Genomic DNA, 24,991 nt, shown 5'->3' on the forward strand with positions numbered 1-24,991 from the left:
CGATCAAGCTACCTTCTTCTTTTCGGAAACCTCCGGAGAAGGAGTTTCCGAAAAATATCTACTTAACAAAAACGTAAATAAGTAACACTTGGAAACTCCGTGTTTTCTTGCATAGTTGCCTAGAAGGTTCCAATCGTCTAGATCCGGCCTAAAATTCAGGCGGTTCCAGTCTTTCTGTTTACCTTCTTCCTTTTTTTGGTACAACATCAAAGTGGAGTCCGGATTTAGTTTTTCTTGAAAATGTAGATCGGGACCGTACAATTCCAATAAATCCTTTAGGCATCTGGCTCCTGACCTAGACCCGCTCCAGTTTTTCAGATAATTTTTAAATAACTTATCCGGCAGGATCAACGTACAGACCGGCATAGATTCTCTGGGAGACTTTGCCTTCCAAGATTTACTTTTGATGGGTTTTGGGTTTAATATTAGTTTGAACTTCATACCCGTCCCGGTCTCTATTCCGGTCCGACGCTTACGTTTTTTTCCGCGTAAATCCGGAAAAATGTTTCCGGGACCCTACTTTCCGACCGGAATCAAATCTAATAAGAAAGGAGGATGGAATGTCGGAACAAAAAGATCTGGAATATGCAATTTTAGGTGGGGGATGTTTTTGGTGCGTCGAAGCGATCTACCAATTGGTAGACGGTGTAGAATCCATTGTCTCCGGCTATGCGGGAGGTCATGATCCTGCGCCCAATTATAGATCCGTTTGCACCGGACTGACGGGACATGCGGAGGTGATCCGAGTCGGATTCGATCCAAATAAGATCTCCTACAAAAACATTTTAGAAATCTTTTGGGAAGCGCATGATCCAACTACTAGGAACAAACAAGGCAACGACGAAGGTCCTCAGTATAGAAGTATCATCTTATACGAAAACCAAACTCAGAAAGAAATTGCGGAAGCTTCCAGAGCGGAAGCAGGTCCTAAGTTTGCTTCCCCTATCGTGACGGAGATTGTTGCATTAGAGAAGTTTTTTCCGGCGGAGAATTACCACCAGAATTACTTCAGACTGAATCCGGGACAGCCATACTGTCATTATGTGATCCGCCCTAAGATAGAAAAATTCCTGAAAAAGAAAACTTCTGCCTGAAATCGTACGAATTATTGGGACAAAACTCGGATATTTTCGGGTTTTATTTTAATAAAAAACATACCATACTGTATGGTATGAAATTGACAAACTCCGGAAAAAGCTTATCTTTAGGTTGAGAAAAAAGGAGGGAGATATGGACTCCGAAATTTTAATCAGATCAGGCGCCGTATTTAATCTTGGATTTGCGGTATTCCATTTATTCTTTTGGAAATTATTCGAATGGAAGAAGGAATCCAAACGAATGAGCCGAGCCAACTACGCGATTATCCAGATTTTCAATCTATGTTTGATCCTAGTATTTATCGCGATGGGCTGGATCTCCTGGTTCCATTCAGGAGAACTTTTAGGTTCTGCATTAGGCAAAACCGTCATTTTCTTTTTTGGTTTATTTTGGGCGGCAAGATTTCTGGAACAATTCATATTTTTAAGAGTGAATCGAGTTATGGTACATGTATTGTCCGTTTTGTTTTTACTCGGAACATTATTATATTCAGTTCCGTTCTTTAGAGGGATCTAATAATTGAAATCAGGAAAAGAAGATTGGATCAAAGAAGGTCTTAGGATCTTGTATGAATTAGGACCGGAGTCTTTGGTGATCGAAGAACTTTGTAAAGGGCTTTCCAGGACCAAGGGCTCCTTCTATCATCATTTTTCCGGAAGAGAAGATTATTGTTCCCAACTTCTAAATTATTGGAAAAATAAAAACACGTTAGAAGTGATCCGTATTTCTTCTAAAAAAAATAGTTCGGATAATGCTTTGGCGAGACTTACCGTCTTAACTCGCAATCTAGAATCTAATCCAGAAAGAGCGATCCGAGCCTGGTCTTTTAGAGATCCAATCGCAGCAAAAGTCCAGAAAGAAGTAGATGAATGGAGAATCGATTATTTAAAAAAATTATTATCTGAAACCTATTCCGAAAAGATCGCAGAACTCAAAGCGAAAGTGATCCATTCCGTTTTTCTAAGCTACACTTTAGCTTTCTCTTCTATTTCGAAAAAAGATCTGGTGAAAATTTACGAAGATATTGTTCCGGAAACGTATCCGAATACATCCAAAAAAAGATGAGGATTATATCGGCAGGATCACTAAGAAGGCAGTACCTTGGGGAGAGGTTTCGAATCCTATAGATCCCCCATGATTTTCCACGATTCGTTTTGCGATATCCAAGCCTAATCCGGATCCTTCTCCGGGGGCTTTGGTTGTGAAGAACGGTTCAAAAATCCTTTCTTGTATAGCTTCCGGGATCCCAGGTCCATTATCCGAAATCTTAATACAGATATGATCTTTACCTTTCCCGGTGCTTACGTTAATTTTTAGAATTCCTTTGAAGCTCATCGCTTGTGCCGCGTTGTAGATAAGGTTGGTCCAAACATGTAACAGATCATCAGAGTATCCCGGAACAATCGAGGTTCCTGCATCATATTCTTTAATGATCTCAATGCCCGCCTTCAATTGATTTTGATAAATAGTAAGAACGGTATCTATACTTTCCCTAATATTCACAGGAGTTTTAGGTCCACCATTGCTAAAATGGGAAAAGTTTTTAAGCGCATACACGATCTTAGAGGTTCTGTCTACGGACATATCCACTAATTTGGAACTTCTGCTTGCTTGGATCTCATCCAAGGCATATTGGATAATTTGATGGACCTTTTCTCCGATAAATAATTTCGGGAATTCTTCTAGTGCGGCCTCTAATCCTGCTTCTATCAAACCTTCCGCTATATTTCTAGCTTCTGAAATCCCAAGTTCCTTAAGTCGAGATTCTAAAATTTTTGTTTTGGCTCTCACTTCTTTTGGTGGAATAATTTCTTGGTAGGCTCTTCCTTTTTTTAATAAAGATTGGAATTCCAATTTGGCTTCGTTATCAAGATTTTCCGAAACTGAAGCAGCTTCCTGCATTCTATCCAATACACGATCAAAATGGCTTTTGACGGACTCGTTCGCCGCTCGGATCACTCCGATGGGATTATTGATCTCATGTGCAATCCCGGCGACCAATTGACCTAAGGAAGCCATTTTCTCGGAAAGTATCAATTGATTTTGAGTTTTTTGAAGATACTCAAGTGTGGACTCTAATTCCGTTTTTTGTCTTGCAATCAATTCGTTCTGAGCGGAGATCTCATTGTTCAAAATCCTTAATTCTTCAGCCTCTTTTTTGGAAGAAATATCCTTTACCATATTGATCATACGGGCTTCTCCGTCGATCACTGCGAATCTAGTGGAAAATTCAACTTGGATCATACGTCCATCTTTGGCCCGGAATATTACTTCTTCGTTATGTAAGAATCCGTCCCGTTTGATCTTTTCCTTAAAGTATTCCCTTTCAGCGGAATTTAACCAGATACCAAGCTCCACGCTAGTGCGACCGATTACATCGTCTCTTGTATAACCGAGTAATTCGGTAAATCCGTCATTGATATCCACATATTTTCCATCTTCGAAATTGGAAATGGATGTAGCATAAGGGCTTAATTTGAAAACTTTGGAAAATAATTCCTGGCTCGCTTTAATCTCTTCACCGGCGATATGTTTTTCGGTAATATCCTGGCCGGTCCCATAACCCATTATGGAATCTTTATATTTCCCCTTTGCTAAAATATATCTGGTTCTCCCGTCGTCACCCTTGGCCTTAAAAATAAATTCAACGGAGAAAGAAGGATCATTGAAATTTTTTGCTCCTTCGGAAAGTGTAAAAATAATTTTTTCCTTATCCTCCGTTTCTACGTATTTTTCCAAAAATTGATCCATAAGCATCGTTATGGCTCCTTTGGCGGTTTTATCCCCCAACATGATACGATATTCTTTTGATAAGGTCACTTCCTTAGTTTCCAAATTTATCGTAATTCCGCCTAACTTAGCATCGATCTGTGCCCTGGATAATTCTTCTCGTATTTTAGATAATCCCGATAGTCCGAATTTCATCAGGATCCAGGCCATAAACAAACCTACTGAATTTCCAATGAAGACGGACCATTCTCCCACCGGATAATTTGGCGCAGGTATCATCCCTTTGGATTTTAAATAGATGCTTACAAGTCCGGTAAAGAAGGACAATAATGTATAAAATAAAGCCCCAGCTTTCCCCAGGATCAAAGAAGCGAGAACAATTATGATCATAAACTGAGAGAAAGATATGGCATAAACTCCGCCTTCTCTCAATGACACGATACAAAGTGCAAGCCATTCTAAAAAGATCATGAGATGGGCGCCTAGTTTTACCTTCCCCGATTTGGCAAGAAGGTGGCAAAGGATCACCGCAGTAGGAATGATATAAAAGGAATAATAAACATTCTTAGGTTTTTCAGAAATGAGCGGATGAATGATACGATAGAGGACCGCAACGGTAAAGGTGACATACATCAGACCATAAAGAAGTTTTATCGAAACCTCTTTTTCGGCGTCTGCTGACAGTGGAGGATAAATTAATCTTTTAAGACGTCGCAGAATCATTCTTAATGCCGTTGACTTGCCAATTTAGAATTTCTTGCACAAGATTGAAAAGCGGGATTTAATGATCCTTATAAAATTCAAGTAAGATCAAAACATTCCATTAATCCGAAAGATCTAAATTTTTAGTCGATCTGTCTCTTATGTATCGGTTTTGAAGGGATCTTTTTTTATCCGTATAAACAGATCTTGTAAAAAAATTTTTGCAAACCAGGTGACATGGTATAAATGAGAATCATGAATTTCCTGAAAAATCTATTTCCTTCTCCTTTTAAGATCCACAGACTCGTGGAAGTTCTAAGCATACTTTTATTTTTAGTTTTTTTAGGAATGTGCCTGTATCAGTTTGCAAAGATGTCCTTGCCGATTTTGCAGGATTCTCCCTGGATCTTCTTTTCCAAACTTTTAGCTCTCTTATTCTTAGCTTATATTGCTGCTGATTTTCTTTCAGGCCTCGTTCATTTTTTAGGAGATAGTTTCGGGAACGAATTCACTCCTTATATCGGTCCAGCTTTCATTTTTCCTTTTAGGGACCATCATGTAGACCCGAAAGGGATCACAAGACATGATTTCGTAGAAACGAACGGAAATAATTGTCTAGTTTCTCTTCCGATCCTTCTGTATTGTTTTTTTGCTCCTTTAAAAAGCGGGGATTTTCCTTGGATGAGAACATTTTGGACCTTAGTTCTAGTCGGGATCTTTTTCACGAACCAGATCCATAAATGGGCCCACCAAGATGAGCCCAATACGTTCATTAGATACATGCAAAAAAAACATTGGATACTTTCTCCTGAACACCATAAAATACATCATACCGCTCCATACGATACGTATTTTTGTATTACCACCGGTTGGTGGAATCCGTTACTGCACAAGATACGATTTTTTCCGGCAGTGAAGAAGTCTGTGAATTCCTTTCTAGATCTTCTACACATCCGATAATACGAACATCGTTCTTTACTTCCATTTTGATTTGGAATTTTCCTTGATTCCATTTCGGCAAGGAGGAGGATCGCGGGTATGCTTCGTTTTCTCTCCGCATTCTTCGTATGCGTACCGCTAATCGTTTCTTGTTCCGCGAATATCGCGTTAAAAGGTGAGATCCTTCATCCAAAGACCTCCGACGGTTGGGATCTGACTCTGGAACATTTTCCTCCTCTACAAGGAACTTCACAAAAAAAATATCCTGTGATTCTTTGTCATGGATTCATAGCGAATCGTATCTATCTTAAGATCAATGAAAAGTCGTCGATTGTCGCACATCTTCAAAAAGAAGGTTACGACGTTTGGCTTTTGGACCTAAGAGGAAAACAAGAAGCCGGATCTCCATCTTTATTTTGGGGAGATAAAACTTTCGATTATTCCATAGATGATTATATAAAACAAGATGCGGATGCAGCGATCCAATATGTTCTTAAAACAACCGGCAAGGAGAAGGTGAACTGGATCGGTCATAGTATGGGAGGAATGCTGCAATACGCAAGACTCGGAAGTTTAGGAGAAAATAGAGTCGCTAACTTCGTAGCGATAGGTTCTCCCGCAATCATGGATCCCCCATCCGACGCGTTAAAATTATGGTCTAGTTTTACTTGGCTTATGAACCTTTGGCCGGCAGTCCCGACGGAAACCTGGTCTGGCATCCGGGGAGGAACGGGACTCCCGATCTTTCCTAAAAAAAGTTTCGAAGAAGTTTTTTGGCACCAACCGAATATAGAACCGAAAATTGTATCTGGGATCTTTACCGACTCTATCGCAACAGTATCTAAAAGAGAAGCAAGACAGATGGATAAGATCGTAGAAACAGGACAATTCCGTTCCGAAGACGGTAAGTTGATCTACACCCAAGGTTTTGGAAATATCAAGATCCCCGTATTACTCGTAGCGGGCAGAAGGGATAAACTAGGATTCGCATATTCTCTCCGATACGTTTACGACCAATTAGGTTCTACCGATAAAACATTATTCGTACTTTCTAAAGGGAAAGGTTTCTCAGAGGACTATGGTCATACGGACCTAGTGGTAGGAAAAAAGGCGGATGACGAAGTATTCCCGACGATCATCCAGTGGCTGAACAAAAGAAATTAACTCCGGATCATAAAATGAAATTCAAAAACAAAATCATATTTTTCTTTTTTTCCATTTTTCTGCTTCTCTCATGCACTCGATACGCAGTGATCACGGAAGAAACTTTTAAAAATCAGACGGCAAATATTGCGTCTAACGTATATCTCACAAACTTTTTAAAACATAGCTCGGACTATCCGCCTATCCTACTATTGGATCCTATCCTAGTGAATAAAAAGTCCTTATACCTGGGTGATTATAACGGATTGATCGGAGTACTAAGCGGCAATGGATTCTCGGTATTCCTTTTACATTTCGAAGTGTATCCCGGTTTAGATCTGAAAGAAGTCGGAGAAAAACTACTCCCACAAGCCGTCTCTCAAGTCCAAGGTTTAAGCAATCGAAAAGATTACATTTTAGGCGGGGTATCCGTTGGAGGTCAGGCAATTCTTCATTATATACGATTCAAAAAAGATCCTGCAATCTCAAAGGTTTTCTTTTTAGGGACCGGAATGGATTATAAATACAACGATAGTTTTTTGGATGATATGAAAAAAGAGAAACGATTCGGCACTGACCTTTCCAATTCCTGCAAGAACAAAGATAGTTTCTGCTCTAGATTTATTTCTTTGGACGAGGATAATCCGACTACTTTATATCTTTACCAAACATTGTGGAACTATCTCCCTCCATTGGAAGAAAATCCGAAGGTTTGGACCGATTTCGAATTAATGGATTTTCCTACTCTTTTTGTCGCAGGTAAGTTGGACAATATTGCAACTTCAGAATCTATCCATCCGGTATATCGTAGAAAAAGAGGATTTTCTCAGTTTTTCGAAGTAGGAAGGGACAATGGAGGAAAGATAGACTATGACCATCTTTCCTTATTTGCACATGAATCAGCTCCTTCCGATATTTATCAAAAAATAGCGGATTGGTTGGCTAAGAAGAAAGGAGAGTAATTCGGACGGCGATGCAGGAATTCCAGTAAGCTCCGAACCGCACGTCGAAAGTTATGTTGGAATTCCAACTTCGTGTAAACTGTAAATTCCTGGTCTTGTAGGAGTTCCAACAAAATGTTAGAAGGGGTTGTAGAAAGATTACAACTCCAGTGGATTCTTAAATTCCTTTTTCGGTTTAATAGGAGAACAAAGCCCGCGGATACGATTCCATTCTTTATTCGAAATCCCTAATTTTCCTTTTGGATAGTCGGGATGAGAGATTATATTTTTCACATATTCTATTCTCTCTTGCGTAGCAGGATGAGAACTTAAAAAATCCGGGACATTGACAGTGTCTTTTTCTTCTTCCCCTTCTACTGGGACTTCGTATTCTTCCTGGATCCTTTTAAAAAAATTCAAAAAACCTTCTCCGGTTAGATTCGATTTTTTTAATTTTTCCAATGCGATCTCATCCGCTTCGGATTCGTATTCTCTGGAGAATTTTTGGTCGTATATAGTTACGCTTAAGACTTCGTAAAGAGAGTCCATATTTTCCAACATGTCCACTCCCTCAAATCCGGAACCGATACCTAAGGACAATAATACTACATTCCCCGCAGAGCGGATCTGCCTTCGGACTCCGTGCCTTTTGTGAATATGGGCCATTTCATGGGCCAATACTCCTGCGAGTTCTTCCGGAGTTTCCGTCTTTTTTAATAGTTCCGTAAAAACCACTATGGTCCCACCCGGCATAGCGAATGCGTTAAACACATCGTCATCGATCACTATAATATCGTAATCAAAGGGATCGTCCTCATCCTTCAGCTTTTTGCCGATCTTCTTCAAGGTAGATTTTAAACTTGGAGAAGAACATTCTGAAAAATAATCCCGGACCCATCCTGACATTACTTGTGATTGTTTTTTATCGTAACTGGTCGGGACAAAAAAATATGCGTAAGAAAGCCCCGTATTATAAACTGAAAAAGCCAATATTGCGGTAAGTATTAAGGCTCCGATCTTAACACCAAAATTGGCATTCTGCCAAAGATCTAAAAAAGGTAACTTTCTCAGGGACTTTCTTCCCAAAAGAATCGAGGTATAACTTTCTTTCGAATAAAATACGATTATAAAACTATGAGTTGGATTTTCCGGATTTCTGATCTCTAATCTAAATTCCCGACCGACGGGATCTAAGTTTAGAATATCGGAATATTGGAAACTAACGGTTTTCTGATCCGAGAGAAAGATTATCTTGTCTTCCTCCGAGACCAGATTCCCCTGAAAAGGGACAGCCGTTTTTCCGTCGTATAGTTTATCTTTCATCTGTATTTTCTCGGATTAGTATTAGTCGAAGATATCCGCTAATGCTTCCAGAGAACTTTCAAATCCTTCTGCCAATGCGGAAGCTCCCTTGTCATATTCAGGCTGGATCTGGCTAAGATCCGGTTCCACTTCCAGAGAGATCGCTTCATAAAATAGTTTGTACCAAATCACGGCAATCCAAGGAAATGCCAAACCTAAAGAGAACAAGATCGCCAAATAGGAAAGGATGGTATAAACCAGTATATCTTCTCCCTTTAAATTGGACTTGAATCTGATCCCGTTTACCGTGGTGTGATTCCAAAAATAGTTATAAACGTTTGCCTGCCACCAAAAAGTGTAAAATCCTAATGTCGGCAAAAGAAGAAGGAAACCTTTTATATGGATCCAAAATAAAGATCCCCCCTTACCGTCAAATTTGAACCCTGCGTTCCCGTAATACGTATTTTCTATCTGGAACCTTTTCAGACGTATCGTGAACCAGGGAGAATAAAATCCGAATGTGATAATCGTAAGCGGAAGGCCGATTAGGAAAATTTTAACAAGTTCCAGTACTCTTCCCGCGAAATGAAATCGGATATTATTGTAAGACGTCCTACTTAAATGAAATCTCAATCTTCCTACGAAAATAAAAGGTCCTAATATATATAAAAGAAGGAAGATCGGGATCAAGTTGGAGAGAGGTTCAAATTCCGGAGAAAAGACCCACCATTGTAACGGAAATTTGATCGCGCAGAATAGGATAATTGCGATCGGAGCCGCTTTTAAGAATCCTAAAAATCTTTCCAGACCGGTGGCGTGAAAATCAAACCTTTGTCCCAAAAAAACGGTATGTTGTCTTAAGTATTTTTCGACCCTTACCCTTGCCCAAAATGAATAAATACCTAAAGTACTGATGGTAGCTAAAGCATTAAAAAGATATAATTTAAGCAATTCCCATCCGGTCCCATCAAACTTGGCCCGGGTCGTTGAATTTTCCATTTCATTCTCCTGAAAGATTCCCTATTCGTAAATCAAGGATTACGCAAAAGTTTACAAACAGAGGGTCAGATTAGATCTCTGTTTCCCGTCTGCAAGAAACAAATTTCCAACCGATTTCCTTTTACATTGGAATAGGATCTATTTTATACTACCCGGAACGTTTCCAACCCAGTCGTTCCAAGACTTTTTTTATATCTTCCCAAACGTCTCTTTTTAAGGGACTATTCTCTCCACCGTTGCGGATTACGTAACTTGGATGGTAAGTTGGCATGACAGGGATCCCGTGAAAGTCTCCCCAATTTCCCCTAAGTTTCGTGATCCCTTCTTTTGTTCTCAAAATAAATCTAGTAGAGGGATTTCCTAAGGTAATGATCACTTTAGGTTGTATGATCGAAATTTGCCTTAGTAAAAAAGGAGAACATGCGATCACCTCATCTTCTTCGGGGGGTCTGTCCTTTTCAAATTTTAGATCTACTGTAGGTCTACATTTTGTGATGTTCGCGATGTAGACGCTGTCTCTAGAAACTCCCATCCCTCTTTCAATAATCCTAGTTAATAATTCTCCCGCTTTTCCTACGAAGGGCCTGCCTGTCAGGTCCTCTTGTTTCCCTGGACCTTCTCCTATGAACATAACTTCCGCATTCGGATTACCTTCTCCGAACACGGTTTGAGTCCGAGTCTTACTCAATTTGCATCGAACACAAGGAGCCACTTCTCTTGCGATGATCTCCAACTCTTGTTCTTTCGAAGTTTCACTCATACCTACCCTTATCGATAAAGAGAACCTATTATCCTGCAACCAATTTCTAAAAAAGTGACTGGAAGATTTCGAACCGTTCTTTATCTTAGATCCATGCACGGACATCATCATCATTCTCACGATGATCATCATGAACATTCTCACTCTCATTCGGGCGATCCGCATTCGACTTCTATGCCTGAAAACTCCCGTGCATTCTTATTCGCGTTCCTTTTGAACTTCGGATTTGCCGGGATCGAATTTGTAGGCGGTTATTTTTTCGATAGTTTGGCCATTCTTTCGGATTCACTCCATGATCTGGGAGATAGCGGATTTTTAGCTCTTGCTTGGATCTTTCAAAAGATCGCAGCAAAACCAAGGACCCAAACGTTCACATTCGGGTTCCGAAGACTTAGTCTTTCCGCCGCATTAGTAAATTCTTTTGTTCTATTCTTAGGATCTTTCGGGATCTTATTCTTTGCTATTTCCAAATTGAAAGAACCAGGTTCACCAAACGGCTGGGGAATGTTAGGACTTTCCGTATTAGGTGTGATCGTAAACGGAGCTGCGTTATTCAAATTAAAAAACAGCTCCGGTCTAAATGCAAAGACTGCATTCCTTCATCTTTTAGAAGATGTGTTAGGATGGGTCGCGGTATTCTTCGGAAGTATCGCTTTATTGTTATTCAAATGGTCTTGGGTGGATCCTGTCTTATCCATAGCAATCTCTCTTTGGGTCGGCATCCAATCATTCCGCAATCTTAGAAAGATACTTCTTTTACATCTGCAATCTTCTCCGGAAGGGATCGATACCAAAGAATTAGAAAATCGGATCTTGAAATTAAAGGGGGTTCGCTCAGTTCATGATCTTCATCTTTGGTCTATGGATGGAGACTATCATGTTCTTACACTTCATGTCGGCGTTCAGGAAACTTCCATCGCGCAAGCTCAGAAATTAAAGGAGAAGATCCGTAATATCACTAAAGAATTCCATATCCCTCATGCAACTGTGGAATTAGAACCTGCAGGTGCGGAATGTCCGTATCAGGAATGCTGATCAGTGGATCCTGAAGGAATCCACTAATTCCCTAAGTCGGTTCGTCTTCGAATTCATTTCCGAAGTGCGGGCTTTTAATGATTTTGTGGATCCGTTCGATTCCTCGATCGACTCATTGATCTGATATACTTTAGAAGCAATCTCTTGCAACGCATTCTTTTGTTCAATCGTACTTGCGCTGATGGACAAAGATCTTTCCTTTATAGTAGTAATAGAAGCTTCCAATTTTTCCTTTATTTTCATTTCCTCCGGAAGAAGTAGAGTCATTTCGTTTAACCCATCAAAAATAGAATCCACTCCGGAGGTGATCAATCGCCAAGAATTTACTGAGGCATCTACTGCAGACTTACCGGCTTGGGCTTCTTCCGAATTATTAACTACTATTTTGCGTATTTCTAATATACTCTGCGAAGTCTGTTCGGCTAACTTAGTAATTTCGGAAGCCACCACTGCAAATCCTCTTCCTGCCTCTCCGGCCCTTGCAGATTCAATGGACGCGTTGATTGCGAGCAATTCCACTTTTTCGGCGATTTCATTAATGATATCCACAATTTTACCGATTTTGTCCGAACTTTTAGAAATACCATCGATAGTCTTCACAAGAGACCCTAGATTCGTTTCGCTTTCATTCGCTACTTGTTTCATTCTTTCCATTGAAGTTTTTACTACTTGGATCCCATTAGAGATCCTCTCTATTAGAATCGAGAGTTCCCCGGCTTTTTCCGTTAGAAAAGATAAACTTTCAATCTCTGCCTCAACGGTATTGGTAACAAATTCGGAGGAAGATGCAATTTCTTCCGTCGTCGCAGTCAACTCCTGAATAGAAGAAAAATTATTGCTCGAAGTCTTTTCTAATGTATCCGAAACGGAGACGTTCAAATCGGCTATCTCTTTTAATCCTTCTGTCACTTGAATTACGTCCGCCAAAACCAAACGAATTCTTTCGACGAACGTATTAAAACCGACCGCTATCTCCCCGAATTCCGCACCGGCATTCTCATCCAATCGTTTCGTAAGATCCCCTTTTCCTACGGCAATTCCTTCCATCCTTTTAACGACATTCCCGAATTGGGAAGATAATTTAAACAATGTAATCGCGATACCAACGACAGGAATCGTTAACAAAACAAAAATGAACCCGAGAATCGAATAATTACGAATTTTTAAACTGCTTATCCTATTTATTAAACCTTGTTCAAGAGAATCAGAAGATGCTTGATACAGATCTTCTGTATATTTCGAAATATTTAACAATTCTTCGGATAATTGCTTCCGATAATCTTCTGTTCCATTTACATTCGATATTAGATTATTTAAATTTATCAGACCGGATTTAAACCTGGAATATGGAGTAAGTAATCGATTATTATAATCAGAATTAGTTTCGAGAATCACTGAGATGCCTCGGTCCATTCCAGAAATCGTTTCTGTTAACACTCCGGATTTGGAAATTAGCCTTACTTGGAAACTTTCGAAATTTGCCCCCCGCTCTTGATTCATACGATTTATCTCTTCCAATAATTTATAGAGTATAGGTATACGTATGAGTACGATATCCATCAGATAGTACGTATCCAAGTCAGGATCTAAAATGAGATTTGAAACATCTCCGATTCTGTTATTCAATTCTAAAAGTTTATTGATTTCCCTTTCAGATAATTCGGGAGATTTTTGATTAGGGGTTTCCTTTTTGAATAATTCCAAAGTGGGAGAAAGTTCTATTATTAATTTTGAATTTCTGAATTCGTGATCGAAAGTTTTCATCTTTGTAGACCAATCCGTTTTTTGATCCTTCCATAGGTGCATAACTCTTCTTAATAAATGAACACCGGATAATTCCTTTTCAGCGAACTCGATTCGTATATTTTGTTCCGAGACTAAAAAATAGATTATGAATGGGTAAGGTAATGAAAGAAATACGGATAAAAATAAAATCCTCTGCCAAATTTTCCAATTTTTCATTTTTCTCTACCGGTTAACGTTCCTAACGCTTTTGGATTGATTTTGACGAGACAAAAGGAGTAAATTAACAAACACAGAGGTTGAAAATTATCAACATTCGATATAGGCCTACGGGGACAATATCTCTCCTTTGGTGGATTTTTCGTTGGGGCTTATGTTATTGCGGTTATTATTCAGGCTTATTTTGGACATAATTGGTTTTCTTTTTCATTCGAATATTCCTGAACATGTTTCAATTCCATACTCCTGAACAAACCTTCTATACTTGACAGGGCGGAAACGACCCGGATTTTGGTTGGTATGAACCAAAAAACAGCTAAACTTCTCAAAAAATACGCGGAAGCAAAAGGTATTAACGAGAAACAGATCAAACGTGAGTGGCTGGTATTAAACGAATTTCAGAAGGACCAAAAAAAACAGGAAATCCTGAAAGAACTGGTTAAAAAGTAATCCGCTACCTGAGCCTTCTTAAGACCGGATTCACAAAGTCGGTCCATGTATTCCCGGATCGGTTCTCCGAAACCGGGCTTTCATTTTCCAGAACCAACCACTCATCCAATGTCTAAATGGAAGAAATAGAACTTACCAAAGAATTTCGTTTCGATGCCGCACATTTCCTTCCGAATGTTCCGGAAGGTCATAAGTGCAGAAGGATGCACGGACATAGTTTTCGATTCAAATTACATCTGAAAGGTAGGGTAGACGAAAAAACAGGTTGGTTGATGGACTTCGCAGAAGTTAGTAAGGTTGTTAAACCGCTTCTCGAAAACTATCTAGATCATTATCTTTTGAATGAGATCGAAGGTCTAGAAAATCCTACCAGCGAAAATATCAGCATTTGGTTGTGGAAAAAACTTAGACCTGAGCTTCCTCTTTTATACAAGATCACTTTAAACGAAACTTGTACTAGCGCCTGTGTTTATAACGGACCTTCCGAGAAATAAAAGATGAGTCCTTCTGCTAAGTCGAACAGCGTTCGAACGAAATCTCATTCTAAAGATCCAAAGGCAGTCGTTCTTTTCTCAGGCGGTTTGGATTCCACTACTTGTTTGTTCCAAGCAATCCAAGACGGTTATTCTCCTATAGCTCTTTCCTTCGACTATAATCAAAAACACAAACAAGAACTGAAATCGGCCAAAAAGATCGCAAAACTTTTAGATATACCTCATCTGATCCAAAAATTGAATCCTGAATTTTTCCAAGGTTCTTCCCTTACTGAAAAGAAGATCAAGGTACCTAAAAATTCTTTGGGGCATTCTGAGATCCCAAACACTTACGTTCCAGGAAGAAATATTTTATTTTTATCTTTCGGAGTCTCTCTGGCAGAAGGTATCGGAGCCAAGAGACTCTATATTGGCGTGAATGCATTGGATTATTCCGGTTATCCGGATTGCAGACCTGAATTTATCAAAGTTTATTCTGATGCAATCCGTCTCGGGACCAAAACAGGAGCGGAAGGTCATCCTCTTGAGATCTGCACACCTTTGCAGTTCCTGGATAAAAAAGAGATCGTTTTATTAGGCTCTAAATTAGGCGTTCCGTTTGCCATGACTCATTCTTGCTACGATCCCGTCGGAGGCAAACCTTGCGGAAAATGCGACTCCTGCCTGCTTCGAAAAAAGGGTTTTCAGGAAGCAGGCGTCCCAGAAAAGTGAACGAACAGATTTTAAGGCATCGGTTTTGAGGATTTTTTCCCGCCGCCGTCCATAGGAAGCTAATATGGAACAGTTCGTAAGCTACCTGACGATATTTTTAATCGCAGTGTTCGTAGGAATCGAGGTCATCAACCGTATTCCTCCTTTATTACATACCCCTCTTATGTCAGGCTCTAATGCCATTTCAGGGATCACGATCATCGGGGCGATCCTAACTCTTCATACAACCAATCATTGGATCATTCAAGTATTAGGATTTCTAGCAATTGTTGCGGCAACCGTCAACGTGATCGGAGGGTTCGTAGTAACTCACCGTATGTTGGGAATGTTCAAGAAAAAGGATTAAACCATAAATGGAAAAAGCGTATATCAACCTCATTTATCTTATCTCCAGTATCCTTTTTATCGTTGGATTAAAGTTACTTTCTCACCCTAAAACTGCGGTGAGAGGAAATTTTACCGGAGCATTCGGAATGTTCCTAGCGGTTGTGGGAGTATTCTTCGAATATGGAACCATCAACCAAAGTGATATCATCATTATCGGTGCGGCGATCCTAGTCGGGACCACAATCGGAACTTTTATCGCTCTTAAAGTAGAAATGACAGGAATGCCTCAGCTTGTGGCCCTTCTAAACGGACTTGGAGGACTCGCTTCCTTCTTAGTCGGTGGAAACTCCTTGATGGAGATCCTACAACCAGGTCATGATACAAAACAACTTGCTGATTTCCAGTTCACAATCTCCACTGCGGCAACCGGTATTATCGGAGCCGTAACTCTTACAGGAAGTTTGATCGCATTCGGAAAACTGCAAGGTTTGATCTCCGAGAAAGCCGTTCGCTACTTCGGAGACCAGATCGTTAAAGTTCTATTTTTGATCGGTGCGCTTTACTTAGGTTATTTGAACGTAACCGAGCCTACTAAGATCGAGTGGTACTGGTACATCGTATTAGTCGCTTCCGTCCTCGGAGTTCTGTTAGTAATTCCGATCGGTGGAGCGGATATGCCGGTGGTAATCGCTCTTCTGAACTCTTATTCGGGACTTGCTGCTTCCGCTACAGGATTCGTTTTAGGAAACAACGTACTCATCATCTCCGGATCTCTTGTTGGAGCTTCCGGGATCCTTCTTACTCAAATTATGTGTAAGGCGATGAACCGTTCCCTTCCAAACGTTCTTTTCGGAGGAATTGGAGCAGCGACGTCTTCCGCGGATTCCGGGGACATCTACGCCGGAAAAACAAAATCTACTTCCGCAGAAGAAGTGGCTATGTTACTGGATATGGCTCAAAGAGTGGTGATCGTTCCCGGTTACGGAATGGCGGTTGCCCAAGCACAACACGCAGTTCGCGAACTTTACAACCAACTTACAGATAAAGGGATCGAAGTTGAATTTGCAATCCATCCGGTTGCTGGAAGGATGCCTGGTCACATGAACGTTCTATTGGCGGAAGCTGATATTCCTTACGACAAAATGAAGGAAATGGACGAGATCAATCCTACTTTCAACACTGTGGACGTAGTTATCATTAACGGTGCAAACGACGTCGTGAATCCTCTGGCAAAAACGGATCCAGGTTCTCCAATCGCTGGAATGCCGATCCTAGATGTGGACAAAGCAAAAACCATTATCGTGATCAAACGTTCCTTGAGCCCGGGATTTGCAGGGGTTCCTAACCCGCTTTTCATCCAAGAAAACTGTCTCATGTATTTCCAAGATGGTAAAAAAGCCACCCAAGAGATCGTGACTGCACTCAAGGATACCTAAGAAGGTTTTTCCGAAAAATATCGGAAATGATCCTTGCAAAAGGGAGGCTATGGCCTCCCTTTTTTTATGTAGGAGCATTCCGTTGGCAGAACAAAAGGATTATAGCCATGAAGTAAAACTTCACAGATATGGATTCGTTCGTTATTTATTGATCATAATCGGGACCATATCCTTAATTCTGGGAATTATCGGGATCTTTACCCCGGTTTTACCTACTACTCCGTTCTTACTTTTAACCGCAGCTTGTTATGCGAGGGCCTCTCAAAAATTCTATAACTGGCTGATGAATAATAAATATTTCGGAAGTTTTATTAGGGATTGGAGAATACACAAAGCGATCCCTCTAAGAGCAAAGATCATCTCCGTTTCCACAATCGTGATCACAATGACTATCAGCGCGATATTCGCACCGATCCTGCAAGTTAGGATCGGAATGGCAGTGATTGGTGTATGCGTAATCTATTATATTCTCCGCTTTCCGACTAAAAAGAAAGAAGTTTCCGAATAATCAGTTATTATACGGTGAACGGGAAGGAAGCATATGATATACTTTCGGATCATTCTCTCTCAAAAGTTCCGCTGTATCCAATGCTTCTTGGATCTTTAATTTTTTTTCAGGTTCTTCCAACATCCATGAAGCGACAAAAGTTTCTAACCTTCGGTAATCCTTAATATACACCAAAGATCTGAGATAGTTGATCCGATCCTCTTCCGAGAGGATCTTAGAACCCGAAATGATAGAATACACGTTTGCAGAAGCCCTGTAATTCGAAGTGTGAAAGTAAGCATGGGCCAAAAATCTTTTTTCGTTAAAAGGAAGATCAGGGAACTGATTGTATAATTTGATCGCCTTACGGAAATTTTTATCTATATCCATCGTAAGACGTGCATAAATATAAGCGAATTCCCTGTGAACAAAACCTTCTTTTGCAAATTCCTTACATTGGGCGAGAGCGTCGGCTTTATTTCCCAAAAGAAAATTCACTTTTAATAATATGAGTTTTAAATTCCTGTAATTCGGCTTGAGCTCTATTCCCTTCTCCGCTTCTGCTTTTGCTTTCAGATATTGCCCTGTTTCGAAATAAGCCAGAGCCATATTCAATCTGTAAAATGGGTTATAATTCGCAAGCTCTACCGCTTTTTGGAAATAGGGGACGGAAGATTCCCATTTACTTCTTCTTACAAATATCATTCCGAGAAGGTAATAGGATGGATCATGACTTGGATTAATCTCTACCGCTTTTAAAAGCGCTTTTTTAGATTGGGGATATCTTCCTATTACGTACAGATACGCGCCGTTCAGATAATGATACTCCAAACAATCCGGATCCAACTTTTTCAAACGTTCTATATTTGTTTGGGCTCTTGCTAAAGCATTGGATCTTAAGAGATTGATGGTCTCCGTATTCAGGGCAAGGATCTGGTATTTTCTTCTAGAAACTTCGCTTTGGTCGGTCGGTTGAGGGGGAAGAGGTAATTCCCCTTCCGGAGAAGGGGCAATTATCGATTGGTTTTCGTCGGAAAGTTCGGTTTCCTTTGATCCTAGGTTCGCTCCGAATAAAAATATAAAACCTAGGAGTAATGCAGAAATATTCTTCCGACAGAAGATCATTCGGGAGCAGGACCTAACTTTTTATAAACTTCGGTATTGTTCAGATCCGGATTGAGTAGTTCTAAAGTTTCTTTATTCGCTTTTTTCACTATATAACGAATATCGAATCCTAGATTCAAAAACCTAAATATAAGTTCAGGCTCTCTAGACTTGGTTTCTTTCTCATAAAACTCGTATTCTATTCTGCGCTGATTTTCTGGATCTTCCGGGTTTTCGTAGATCGCAAGTCCTGGTCTAAAGATAGAAAGTTTAGGAGCCTTACCCGGATCCGAATTTTTACACTGTCCGTCGGCTGCACAAACGGCGGTTCTTTCCCAGATACCTAAAATTCTCTCTTGTAGTGGAGGTTGACAGCCTATAAATAAGGATAAGATCGCTAAGGAAAAAAGAATTTTTTTCATGGAAGCCAAGCTATATCCTATAGTAAGGATGTCCAGGGAATTCCCGAGCCCCCGGGGACCTAAAGCGATTTGAGGAATAAAGTGAGGCTCTAAGCGAATTTTAGATTCGCTGAAAGTACTCGTCGATCTTGAGCACTTCAAATGTTTTCATCAGGTCGGGATGTATTTCCCTAATATCGATCTCGATCCCTTCTAACTTAGCGTTTTTGCAGAACCAAACCAAGGAACTAATAGAAATGGAATTCATCACGGGAATTTTGCCCAGATCCAAGACGATTTTAACCGGCTTTTTGGCGATCGCATCCATTAACTGGTTTCGAAATGCGTAATAGTCGTTAAAAAGGGCAGTTAGCTCCGGTTTGATCTCGATAATCTCCGAATTTTCACCCATTTTCGATTTGAGTCCTTTTTTGGCCTTTTCTGAGAAATTTTTGGCCGGATTTCTTTTTTTATCTTTGGGAATTTTGAAATTCAACCGAAATTTTATTCGGGAGAGCTTTATGTTCCAAAAAACACATTTCATGAAGACTCAGGACTTGCTCGAGAGAGGAATGAACGCTGCCTCAATGAAAAGAAAAGTCCTCGCGGACAATATCGCGAATGCGGATGTTCCCCATTTTAAAAGAAGTGAAGTACTTTTCGAATCCATGATCAAAAGAGCCTTGGAATCCGAAAAGATAGAAGCTTCTAAGGCGATCCCGACCAGGATCGAAGATGAACGTCATATTTCCTTTTTTACGCCATTAGATTATAAATCCGTAAAGCCAAAGGCTAACATAGATTATCTGACCACAGTCAGAGCCGATGGAAATAACGTGGATCCCGAAAAAGAAGTAATGGAAGCATCCAATTCTCAAATGCAATACATGATGATGGTCGAAAGACTGAATGCGAACTTCCGTGATTTGAAGAACGTAATGAGGTTGGCTTAATCTCGATAGAGACATAGCTAAGATTTAGAGGAAGAAGATGGGACTATTTAGCGCAGTTAATATCTCCGCCACCGGGCTTTCGGCACAAAGACTTAGAATGGATGTGATCGGGAACAATATCGCGAACGCAACCACTACCAGAAATACGAATGGAGACGGTCCTTTCCGTAGGGACAGAGTGATACTGACTCCCGTAAATCTAAGAACCCGCTGGAAAAGTCCAGTTTATCCTTTTGGTCTCTCTCCCGGAGAAGGTAAGGGTGTGAAAGTAATGAAGATCGAGAAGGATATGAGTCCTTTAAGATTAACTTACGATCCTACCCACCCGGATGCGATCCAGATTGGACCTAAAAAAGGCTATGTAGAAATGCCGAACGTAAATATAGTCACCGAAATGACGGACATGATCTCTGCTTCCAGATCCTACGAGGCAAACGTCCAGATGATCAACGGATCTAAGGCAATGTTCAACAAGGCCTTGGAGATCGGAAGAGCTTAATAGGAGAGAAGAATGAACGTAGATTTTAATTCCAAACTTTGGTACACCTATAACTCGGGATATTCCGATTCTCGTTATCCCCTTTCTCCTAAAGGAGACAAGGTTTCCGTAAAGATAGAAGACCAACGTCATTACGGAGATGTGAAAGAGCCTGTTGCTCCGGACTATGTTGCTGAAAGTTTTTCGGAAGCGATGAGAAACGCATTCAAATCAGTAAACGATCTACAAGTAGAAGCGGACGAACTCACTCAAAAAATGGTATATGATCCGAATAGTGTGGACGCTCACGAAGTGATGGTCGCTTCCGAAAAAGCAAGAGTAGCACTAACATTCACTAAAACTCTAGCGGATGGTGTAGTAAGAGCTTATAGAGATCTTACTTCCATGAGATAATTTTCATCATTCGATTATCTATTCCTAATATAAAAAAAGGCGGGTGGAGACCCGCCTTTTCCGTATAAACCAAAGCCAAATCTTACGGTTTGATCTTTTTGATTAATTTCAGATCGGCTTTGCCGAACACTGCAATTTCGGTTTTTCCGGAACCTTCTTCCTTGCCGGTTACGTAAATTTTTTCACCGAAGAAAGTCACATTGGAGTTCGGGCTGATCTCCTCTTCACTTCCCGCAGTTTTCTTTAAGGCTTTGTCGTAACGGCTTAAATAATATTTTCCGTTTCTTTCTTCAAAGGCGTAGATCTCTTCTCCTTTGATGATCATTGGAGAACGCCAGAATACGGAATCTGCAGACCAAATCGCCGGCTTTAATGTTTCCTGATCGATCAGTATCAATTTGTGGGCAGCGGAGTGATCGGATTCGTAACCGACCACAAGCGCTTTTCCATCCACTACTTCGAATGTACGTCCACAAATCTTATTGAAGTCACCCTTGAAGATCGTATCGTCCTTGGTAGGATCTAACGCGTGTAGCTCATTGCTATAATGTCCGTCGGAAGTGTACTTTAAGGTTTTTAAGAATAGAATTTTTCCTCCGACAACGTTCTTGTCGAATTCTTCCTTCTTCTTCTGTTCTTCTTTAACCGTTTCCAGTTCCTTTTTAGTTTCTTTCAGTTCTTGTTTTAACTCTTCCTTGGACTTATTATCATCGGACTTAGCCTCGGATTTTTTTGCATCTCCGGAGGAAGAACTTTTGGAATCGGAAGAAGATGAGGAAGATTTAGAATCCGATTTACGGGATTCTTCTTTTTTAGCGATTTCTTTCTCTTTTTCCTTTAATTGTTGCTCTTCTTTTTTGGCCTTTTGTTGTTCTTGTTGGGCCTGTTTACGTTCTTCTTGTTTTTGAGTGATCTTTTGTTTGTTTTTAACAGGATCTTTGTTCAGTTCCTGGATCTCTCTTTCAGCTTCTCTTTCTTTGTTGGAAGCTTCTTCTTGTTTTTTTCTATTCTCTTCTTTTTTGTCCTGGAGTTTACGTTTTTCTTCGTCCGCCTTCTCGTTTTGAAGGTCGTTCATTCTTTTTTTATCGTCTTGGCCTTCTTTCTTTTTGTCCAGGTCCTTATTGACTTCTTTTTCTAGCTCATCGGTATCCAGATCTTTTCCGTCGTCGGTAAGAATATTAAATACGATTGGGATTACGATCTGTGTTTTACCAGGCCATTCCGTATAACGTCTACCGATACCGATCTTGTCTTTTTGCGCGTTTTTCACAACTTCGGTATTATACTTACGTTTGATATAATCCGCACTCTTACGATGGATCGCGTTGTAATAAAGTATATAAGTCGCTAATGTATCCGAGTTCGCTTCGGAATATCCGAAATTTGCCTTAACATATCCGGAAAGGATCCTTTGGATGGAGTTGATATGTCCGTAGTCGGCGTCTTTACCGATGCTGATCAGATCGGCTCCGAATTTTTTTTCCTTCTCGTCGGGAAGGATGCGGATCGCGGTGATCCCATCCGCAGAAGCGGGAGATTTAGGATCTTTTTTTAATGCTTCGGAGATACCGGCACCGGTTCTGGCGTTACTTCCTTTTGTCTCTTCGTCGGCTCTTGCAGCGGATCTATTGATGAAGTTCACCTTTCCGGTAGAACGAACTTCCTTTTCTCCAAGTTTGGGCCCCTCTTGGGCGAAGATCGGAAAGCTAAAACTTCCGAGGAAGATTAGAAATACGGCCAGTCGAATCCGTGACATTATGGAACTCCTTACAAATACGAATCTCCCGAAATCGGGTGAGACGATTGGCTATCTTACGATTCTAGTTAGGACTCTGCCAAGGATTTTTCAATTCTTCCAGAATGTTGGAACAGTAAGAAGTTGCCTCCCGAGACCTGATTTTTACCCTAACCTCATGAGCAAATTTGAGCGCCGAATCTACAATTTTTGCGCAGGTCCTGCGATGCTTCCCACTCCAGTCATGGAAAAGGCCGCATCCGAGTTTCTGAACTATCGCGGATCCGGTATGTCCATTATGGAAGACAGCCATAGGGGAAAACTTTTTGAAGAAGTCCTGGATACGTCCCTTTCCTTGCTCAGAGAATTATTATCTATTCCGGAAAATTACGAAATTATGTTTCTTTCCGGAGGAGCTAGCCTTCATTTCTCCGCCCTCCCCTTAAATCTTCTAAAGGAAGGGGAATCGGCCGACTTCGCAGTCACAGGTATCTGGGCGAAGAAGGCTATGGAAGAAGCTCTCAGATTCAATCCGGTCAAAAAGATCTACGACGGAGAAGATCATAAGTATACCGAGACTCCGGAACTAAACGACTCCATGGTAAATCCGGGAGCGGCTTACGTATATATTACTTCTAATAATACTTTATTAGGAACTCGTTATGCGAATATTCCGAATATCACCAAGGCTCCACTGATCGCGGATATGACTTCCGAAATTCTTTCTAGAAAAATAGACGTAAGTAAGTTCGGCGCGATATTTGCGGGAGCCCAGAAAAATATCGGACCTTCCGGTCTCAGTGTTCTCATTATCCGCAAAGAACTGCTCGGACGTTCCGGAAGAACCGTTCCTATATTGATGGATTATGCTCTGACAGCAAAAAATAAATCCATGTATAATACTCCTCCTACTTATTCCATCTACATGTCCAAACTTGTGTTTGAATGGCTAAAAGATCTAGGCGGAGTGGAGAAGATCGAAAAGATCAACGAGGAGAAGGCTAAAATCCTGTACGATTATTTGGATACAACTTCCTTTTATAATGCTCCCGTAAAACCGAATTCCAGATCCGTAATGAACGTTGTCTTCACTTTGCAAGATAAAAATTTAGAATCTAAGTTTTTGGCTGGAGCAGAAGAAAGAGGACTCCACGGATTAGAAGGTCATAGGTTAGTCGGCGGTTTACGAGCTTCTATCTATAATTCCATGCCGAAAGAAGGTGTAATTGCCTTAGTGGAATACATGAAGGAATTCGAGAAAAAGGTTTAAATCTTTCGGAAGGATAAAATGAAACACATTCTTCTGATCCTCACTCTTGTGTGCGCGGGTATGATCCGGATATCCGCTTCTCCATTATTTTTTCCTACAAAACTGAAAGTAGGCCATTGTTTATCCCAAGGCTCTGGCTCAAAAGAGTTAAAGGAATTTTATACTTCTAAACTCTCTCCGGAAGAGAGGACCAAGATCGCCGAAAATCTCGCCTTACAAGAAGCTAAATCCGCTTACCAAAGTTTGGAATGTATCCGTATGTCCGGACTTTCTAAAGAAGAACAAGTGACTTTACTCGCCGACCATTCTCGTCATAGAGAAACCAAAGAACTTATGTTTTCTTATTACGAAAACTTTTTACTCTCCGACGAAAAGACCATTCGTTTGTCCGCTTTTGAAGAGAAAAACTTACGTAACTTTTTAGAGGCTAAAAAGGAACTTTTAGCAAGGCTTCACCAGGCTGAGTACCAATCCTTATCGGAAAAGCTTCTTCCCTTATCCACTTTCCAAAATACCTATATGGCCCTCTTCGTCCAACATTGGGAATTCTACCAGACCGCTCCCGATTTCCTGAAAGAAGGTCTCTTCGATTAAGAAACTTTTCCTTATTTTCCGATCCTTGCTGTAAATTGCTTGAATCGGAGAATTCACGTAGGTACGGTACCTATAGAACATGAAAAAAATTGGCATCGCTTCCGATCACGGTGGATTCGAACTCAAAGAATACCTTCGCAAAGAATTGGCGGACTCGATTGAGATCCTGGACTTAGGCACAAAGGATGAGACCTCTGTGGATTATCCTTTAGTAATTGCAGACGCTTGCAAAAAAGTACTTTCTAAAGAAGTGGATGGACTGATCGCACTTTGTGGGACAGGGATCGGAGCTTCTATCGCAGCAAATCGTCATAAGGGGATCAGAGCTGCTCTTTGCCATGACGAGTTCACCGCGGAAATGTCCCGCCGTCATAACAATGCAAACGTATTGGTTTTAGGCGGAAGAGTTTTAGGTAAAGACCTGGCAGCCCGAATCGCTCAAAAATGGCTGAATACTTCTTTCGAAGCGGGACGCCATGAAAGAAGAGTGGGTCAGTTAGACACCATCGTTTAAAATCGGAATATA

The 24,991-nt window shown here is 40.6% G+C and carries 29 protein-coding genes; 19 read left to right on the forward strand and 10 right to left on the reverse strand.

Annotation, left to right across the window (positions count from 1 at the left end; genetic code table 11):
* Window positions 1-3 precede the first annotated feature (3 nt).
* Window positions 4-441, reverse strand: coding sequence for a DUF1564 family protein (locus LEP1GSC192_RS06730; protein WP_020769349.1), 438 nt, complete (start codon window positions 439-441; stop codon window positions 4-6).
* A 119-nt stretch (window positions 442-560) separates the two neighbouring features.
* Between LEP1GSC192_RS06730 and msrA the strand changes: the two genes are divergently transcribed.
* From msrA to LEP1GSC192_RS06745, 3 genes are all read left to right on the forward strand, one after another.
* Window positions 561-1,094, forward strand: a complete 534-nt coding sequence (gene msrA, locus LEP1GSC192_RS06735) for a peptide-methionine (S)-S-oxide reductase MsrA (RefSeq protein ID WP_020769121.1) — start codon at window positions 561-563, stop codon at window positions 1,092-1,094.
* A 136-nt stretch (window positions 1,095-1,230) separates the two neighbouring features.
* Complete coding sequence (locus LEP1GSC192_RS06740; protein WP_020769258.1) at window positions 1,231-1,614, forward strand: hypothetical protein; 384 nt, start codon at window positions 1,231-1,233, stop codon at window positions 1,612-1,614.
* Between the two features lie 3 nt (window positions 1,615-1,617).
* On the forward strand, window positions 1,618-2,163 hold the full coding sequence (locus tag LEP1GSC192_RS06745) for a TetR/AcrR family transcriptional regulator (RefSeq protein ID WP_020769320.1): 546 nt from the start codon (window positions 1,618-1,620) through the stop codon (window positions 2,161-2,163).
* A gap of 3 nt (window positions 2,164-2,166) precedes the next feature.
* Here LEP1GSC192_RS06745 and LEP1GSC192_RS06750 read toward each other — a convergent pair whose 3' ends face one another.
* Entirely contained in the window at window positions 2,167-4,551 is a 2,385-nt protein-coding gene (locus LEP1GSC192_RS06750) for an ATP-binding protein (RefSeq protein ID WP_036089232.1), read from the reverse strand.
* Between the two features lie 225 nt (window positions 4,552-4,776).
* Here LEP1GSC192_RS06750 and LEP1GSC192_RS06755 point away from each other — a divergent pair, with 225 nt between their 5' ends.
* The 3 genes from LEP1GSC192_RS06755 (at window position 4,777) to LEP1GSC192_RS06765 (ending at window position 7,574) form a co-directional block, all read left to right on the forward strand.
* Window positions 4,777-5,490: a fatty acid desaturase CarF family protein gene (locus LEP1GSC192_RS06755; protein WP_020769352.1), complete on the forward strand. Its 714-nt coding sequence runs from the start codon at window positions 4,777-4,779 to the stop codon at window positions 5,488-5,490.
* Window positions 5,491-5,568: 78 nt separating this feature from the next.
* Window positions 5,569-6,633 carry an alpha/beta hydrolase gene (locus LEP1GSC192_RS06760; protein WP_020769012.1) on the forward strand — a complete coding sequence of 355 codons (1,065 nt, stop codon included), beginning with the start codon at window positions 5,569-5,571 and terminating at the stop codon, window positions 6,631-6,633.
* A gap of 14 nt (window positions 6,634-6,647) precedes the next feature.
* On the forward strand, window positions 6,648-7,574 hold the full coding sequence (locus tag LEP1GSC192_RS06765) for an alpha/beta hydrolase (RefSeq protein WP_020769073.1): 927 nt from the start codon (window positions 6,648-6,650) through the stop codon (window positions 7,572-7,574).
* A 138-nt stretch (window positions 7,575-7,712) separates the two neighbouring features.
* Here LEP1GSC192_RS06765 and LEP1GSC192_RS06770 read toward each other — a convergent pair whose 3' ends face one another.
* The 3 genes from LEP1GSC192_RS06770 to LEP1GSC192_RS06780 form a co-directional block, all read right to left on the reverse strand.
* Entirely contained in the window at window positions 7,713-8,876 is a 1,164-nt protein-coding gene (locus LEP1GSC192_RS06770) for a M48 family metallopeptidase (RefSeq protein ID WP_020769263.1), read from the reverse strand.
* A 21-nt stretch (window positions 8,877-8,897) separates the two neighbouring features.
* Complete coding sequence (locus tag LEP1GSC192_RS06775) at window positions 8,898-9,854, reverse strand: YjgN family protein (protein WP_020769404.1); 957 nt, start codon at window positions 9,852-9,854, stop codon at window positions 8,898-8,900.
* Window positions 9,855-10,002: 148 nt separating this feature from the next.
* Window positions 10,003-10,614, reverse strand: coding sequence for a uracil-DNA glycosylase (locus LEP1GSC192_RS06780; RefSeq protein ID WP_036089315.1), 612 nt, complete (start codon window positions 10,612-10,614; stop codon window positions 10,003-10,005).
* Window positions 10,615-10,707: 93 nt separating this feature from the next.
* Here LEP1GSC192_RS06780 and LEP1GSC192_RS06785 point away from each other — a divergent pair, with 93 nt between their 5' ends.
* On the forward strand, window positions 10,708-11,649 hold the full coding sequence (locus tag LEP1GSC192_RS06785) for a cation diffusion facilitator family transporter (protein ID WP_036089234.1): 942 nt from the start codon (window positions 10,708-10,710) through the stop codon (window positions 11,647-11,649).
* Here the strand turns inward: LEP1GSC192_RS06785 and LEP1GSC192_RS06790 are convergent, their stop codons facing one another.
* Window positions 11,650-13,611 (reverse strand): methyl-accepting chemotaxis protein, encoded by a 1,962-nt coding sequence (locus tag LEP1GSC192_RS06790; RefSeq protein WP_020769346.1) that lies wholly within the window; start codon window positions 13,609-13,611, stop codon window positions 11,650-11,652.
* A 300-nt stretch (window positions 13,612-13,911) separates the two neighbouring features.
* Between LEP1GSC192_RS06790 and LEP1GSC192_RS19910 the strand changes: the two genes are divergently transcribed.
* The 6 genes from LEP1GSC192_RS19910 to LEP1GSC192_RS06815 all read left to right on the forward strand — a co-directional run bounded on the left by LEP1GSC192_RS19910 (window position 13,912) and on the right by LEP1GSC192_RS06815 (window position 17,537).
* Window positions 13,912-14,061, forward strand: a complete 150-nt coding sequence (locus LEP1GSC192_RS19910) for a hypothetical protein (RefSeq protein WP_008594055.1) — start codon at window positions 13,912-13,914, stop codon at window positions 14,059-14,061.
* A gap of 116 nt (window positions 14,062-14,177) precedes the next feature.
* Window positions 14,178-14,555 (forward strand): 6-carboxytetrahydropterin synthase QueD, encoded by a 378-nt coding sequence (queD, locus tag LEP1GSC192_RS06795; RefSeq protein WP_020769321.1) that lies wholly within the window; start codon window positions 14,178-14,180, stop codon window positions 14,553-14,555.
* Between the two features lie 3 nt (window positions 14,556-14,558).
* A complete protein-coding gene (gene queC / locus LEP1GSC192_RS06800; protein WP_020769242.1) occupies window positions 14,559-15,266 on the forward strand; it encodes a 7-cyano-7-deazaguanine synthase QueC in 708 nt (235 codons plus the stop codon).
* A 64-nt stretch (window positions 15,267-15,330) separates the two neighbouring features.
* The gene (locus tag LEP1GSC192_RS06805; RefSeq protein ID WP_020769315.1) at window positions 15,331-15,612 is read left to right on the forward strand and encodes an NAD(P) transhydrogenase subunit alpha; all 282 of its coding nucleotides are present in this window, start codon (window positions 15,331-15,333) and stop codon (window positions 15,610-15,612) included.
* A gap of 7 nt (window positions 15,613-15,619) precedes the next feature.
* The gene (locus LEP1GSC192_RS06810; protein WP_020769001.1) at window positions 15,620-17,029 is read left to right on the forward strand and encodes an NAD(P)(+) transhydrogenase (Re/Si-specific) subunit beta; all 1,410 of its coding nucleotides are present in this window, start codon (window positions 15,620-15,622) and stop codon (window positions 17,027-17,029) included.
* Window positions 17,030-17,078: 49 nt separating this feature from the next.
* Window positions 17,079-17,537 carry a YbaN family protein gene (locus tag LEP1GSC192_RS06815; protein ID WP_052005209.1) on the forward strand — a complete coding sequence of 153 codons (459 nt, stop codon included), beginning with the start codon at window positions 17,079-17,081 and terminating at the stop codon, window positions 17,535-17,537.
* Here LEP1GSC192_RS06815 and LEP1GSC192_RS06820 read toward each other — a convergent pair whose 3' ends face one another.
* From LEP1GSC192_RS06820 to LEP1GSC192_RS06830, 3 genes are all read right to left on the reverse strand, one after another.
* Window positions 17,538-18,641, reverse strand: coding sequence for a tetratricopeptide repeat protein (locus LEP1GSC192_RS06820; protein WP_020769413.1), 1,104 nt, complete (start codon window positions 18,639-18,641; stop codon window positions 17,538-17,540).
* Entirely contained in the window at window positions 18,638-19,042 is a 405-nt protein-coding gene (locus LEP1GSC192_RS06825; RefSeq protein ID WP_232420979.1) for a hypothetical protein, read from the reverse strand. Before LEP1GSC192_RS06825 ends, LEP1GSC192_RS06820 begins: the two co-directional genes overlap by 4 nt.
* Window positions 19,043-19,142: 100 nt before the next feature.
* The gene (locus LEP1GSC192_RS06830) at window positions 19,143-19,433 is read right to left on the reverse strand and encodes an STAS domain-containing protein (RefSeq protein WP_036089317.1); all 291 of its coding nucleotides are present in this window, start codon (window positions 19,431-19,433) and stop codon (window positions 19,143-19,145) included.
* Between the two features lie 109 nt (window positions 19,434-19,542).
* Here LEP1GSC192_RS06830 and flgB point away from each other — a divergent pair, with 109 nt between their 5' ends.
* Genes flgB through fliE form a run of 3 tightly spaced genes read left to right on the forward strand, consistent with a single transcriptional unit; the run spans window position 19,543 to window position 20,866 of the window.
* Window positions 19,543-19,974 carry a flagellar basal body rod protein FlgB gene (flgB, locus tag LEP1GSC192_RS06835; RefSeq protein WP_020769034.1) on the forward strand — a complete coding sequence of 144 codons (432 nt, stop codon included), beginning with the start codon at window positions 19,543-19,545 and terminating at the stop codon, window positions 19,972-19,974.
* A gap of 37 nt (window positions 19,975-20,011) precedes the next feature.
* Window positions 20,012-20,473 (forward strand): flagellar basal body rod protein FlgC, encoded by a 462-nt coding sequence (flgC, locus tag LEP1GSC192_RS06840; protein ID WP_020769017.1) that lies wholly within the window; start codon window positions 20,012-20,014, stop codon window positions 20,471-20,473.
* 12 nt (window positions 20,474-20,485) lie between these two features.
* Window positions 20,486-20,866 (forward strand): flagellar hook-basal body complex protein FliE, encoded by a 381-nt coding sequence (gene fliE / locus LEP1GSC192_RS06845; RefSeq protein ID WP_020769365.1) that lies wholly within the window; start codon window positions 20,486-20,488, stop codon window positions 20,864-20,866.
* An 82-nt stretch (window positions 20,867-20,948) separates the two neighbouring features.
* Here the strand turns inward: fliE and LEP1GSC192_RS06850 are convergent, their stop codons facing one another.
* Window positions 20,949-22,622, reverse strand: coding sequence for a P83/100 family protein (locus tag LEP1GSC192_RS06850; protein ID WP_020769044.1), 1,674 nt, complete (start codon window positions 22,620-22,622; stop codon window positions 20,949-20,951).
* Window positions 22,623-22,779: 157 nt separating this feature from the next.
* Between LEP1GSC192_RS06850 and serC the strand changes: the two genes are divergently transcribed.
* The 3 genes from serC to rpiB all read left to right on the forward strand — a co-directional run bounded on the left by serC (window position 22,780) and on the right by rpiB (window position 24,979).
* Window positions 22,780-23,871 (forward strand): 3-phosphoserine/phosphohydroxythreonine transaminase, encoded by a 1,092-nt coding sequence (gene serC / locus LEP1GSC192_RS06855; protein ID WP_081603577.1) that lies wholly within the window; start codon window positions 22,780-22,782, stop codon window positions 23,869-23,871.
* Between the two features lie 18 nt (window positions 23,872-23,889).
* Window positions 23,890-24,465 carry a hypothetical protein gene (locus LEP1GSC192_RS06860; protein WP_020769259.1) on the forward strand — a complete coding sequence of 192 codons (576 nt, stop codon included), beginning with the start codon at window positions 23,890-23,892 and terminating at the stop codon, window positions 24,463-24,465.
* A gap of 79 nt (window positions 24,466-24,544) precedes the next feature.
* Entirely contained in the window at window positions 24,545-24,979 is a 435-nt protein-coding gene (gene rpiB / locus LEP1GSC192_RS06865) for a ribose 5-phosphate isomerase B (RefSeq protein ID WP_020769363.1), read from the forward strand.
* Window positions 24,980-24,991: the final 12 nt, after the last annotated feature.

The organism is Leptospira sp. B5-022, assembly GCF_000347035.1.
In the GTDB taxonomy this organism is placed as follows: Bacteria; Spirochaetota; Leptospiria; order Leptospirales; family Leptospiraceae; genus Leptospira_B; species Leptospira_B cinconiae.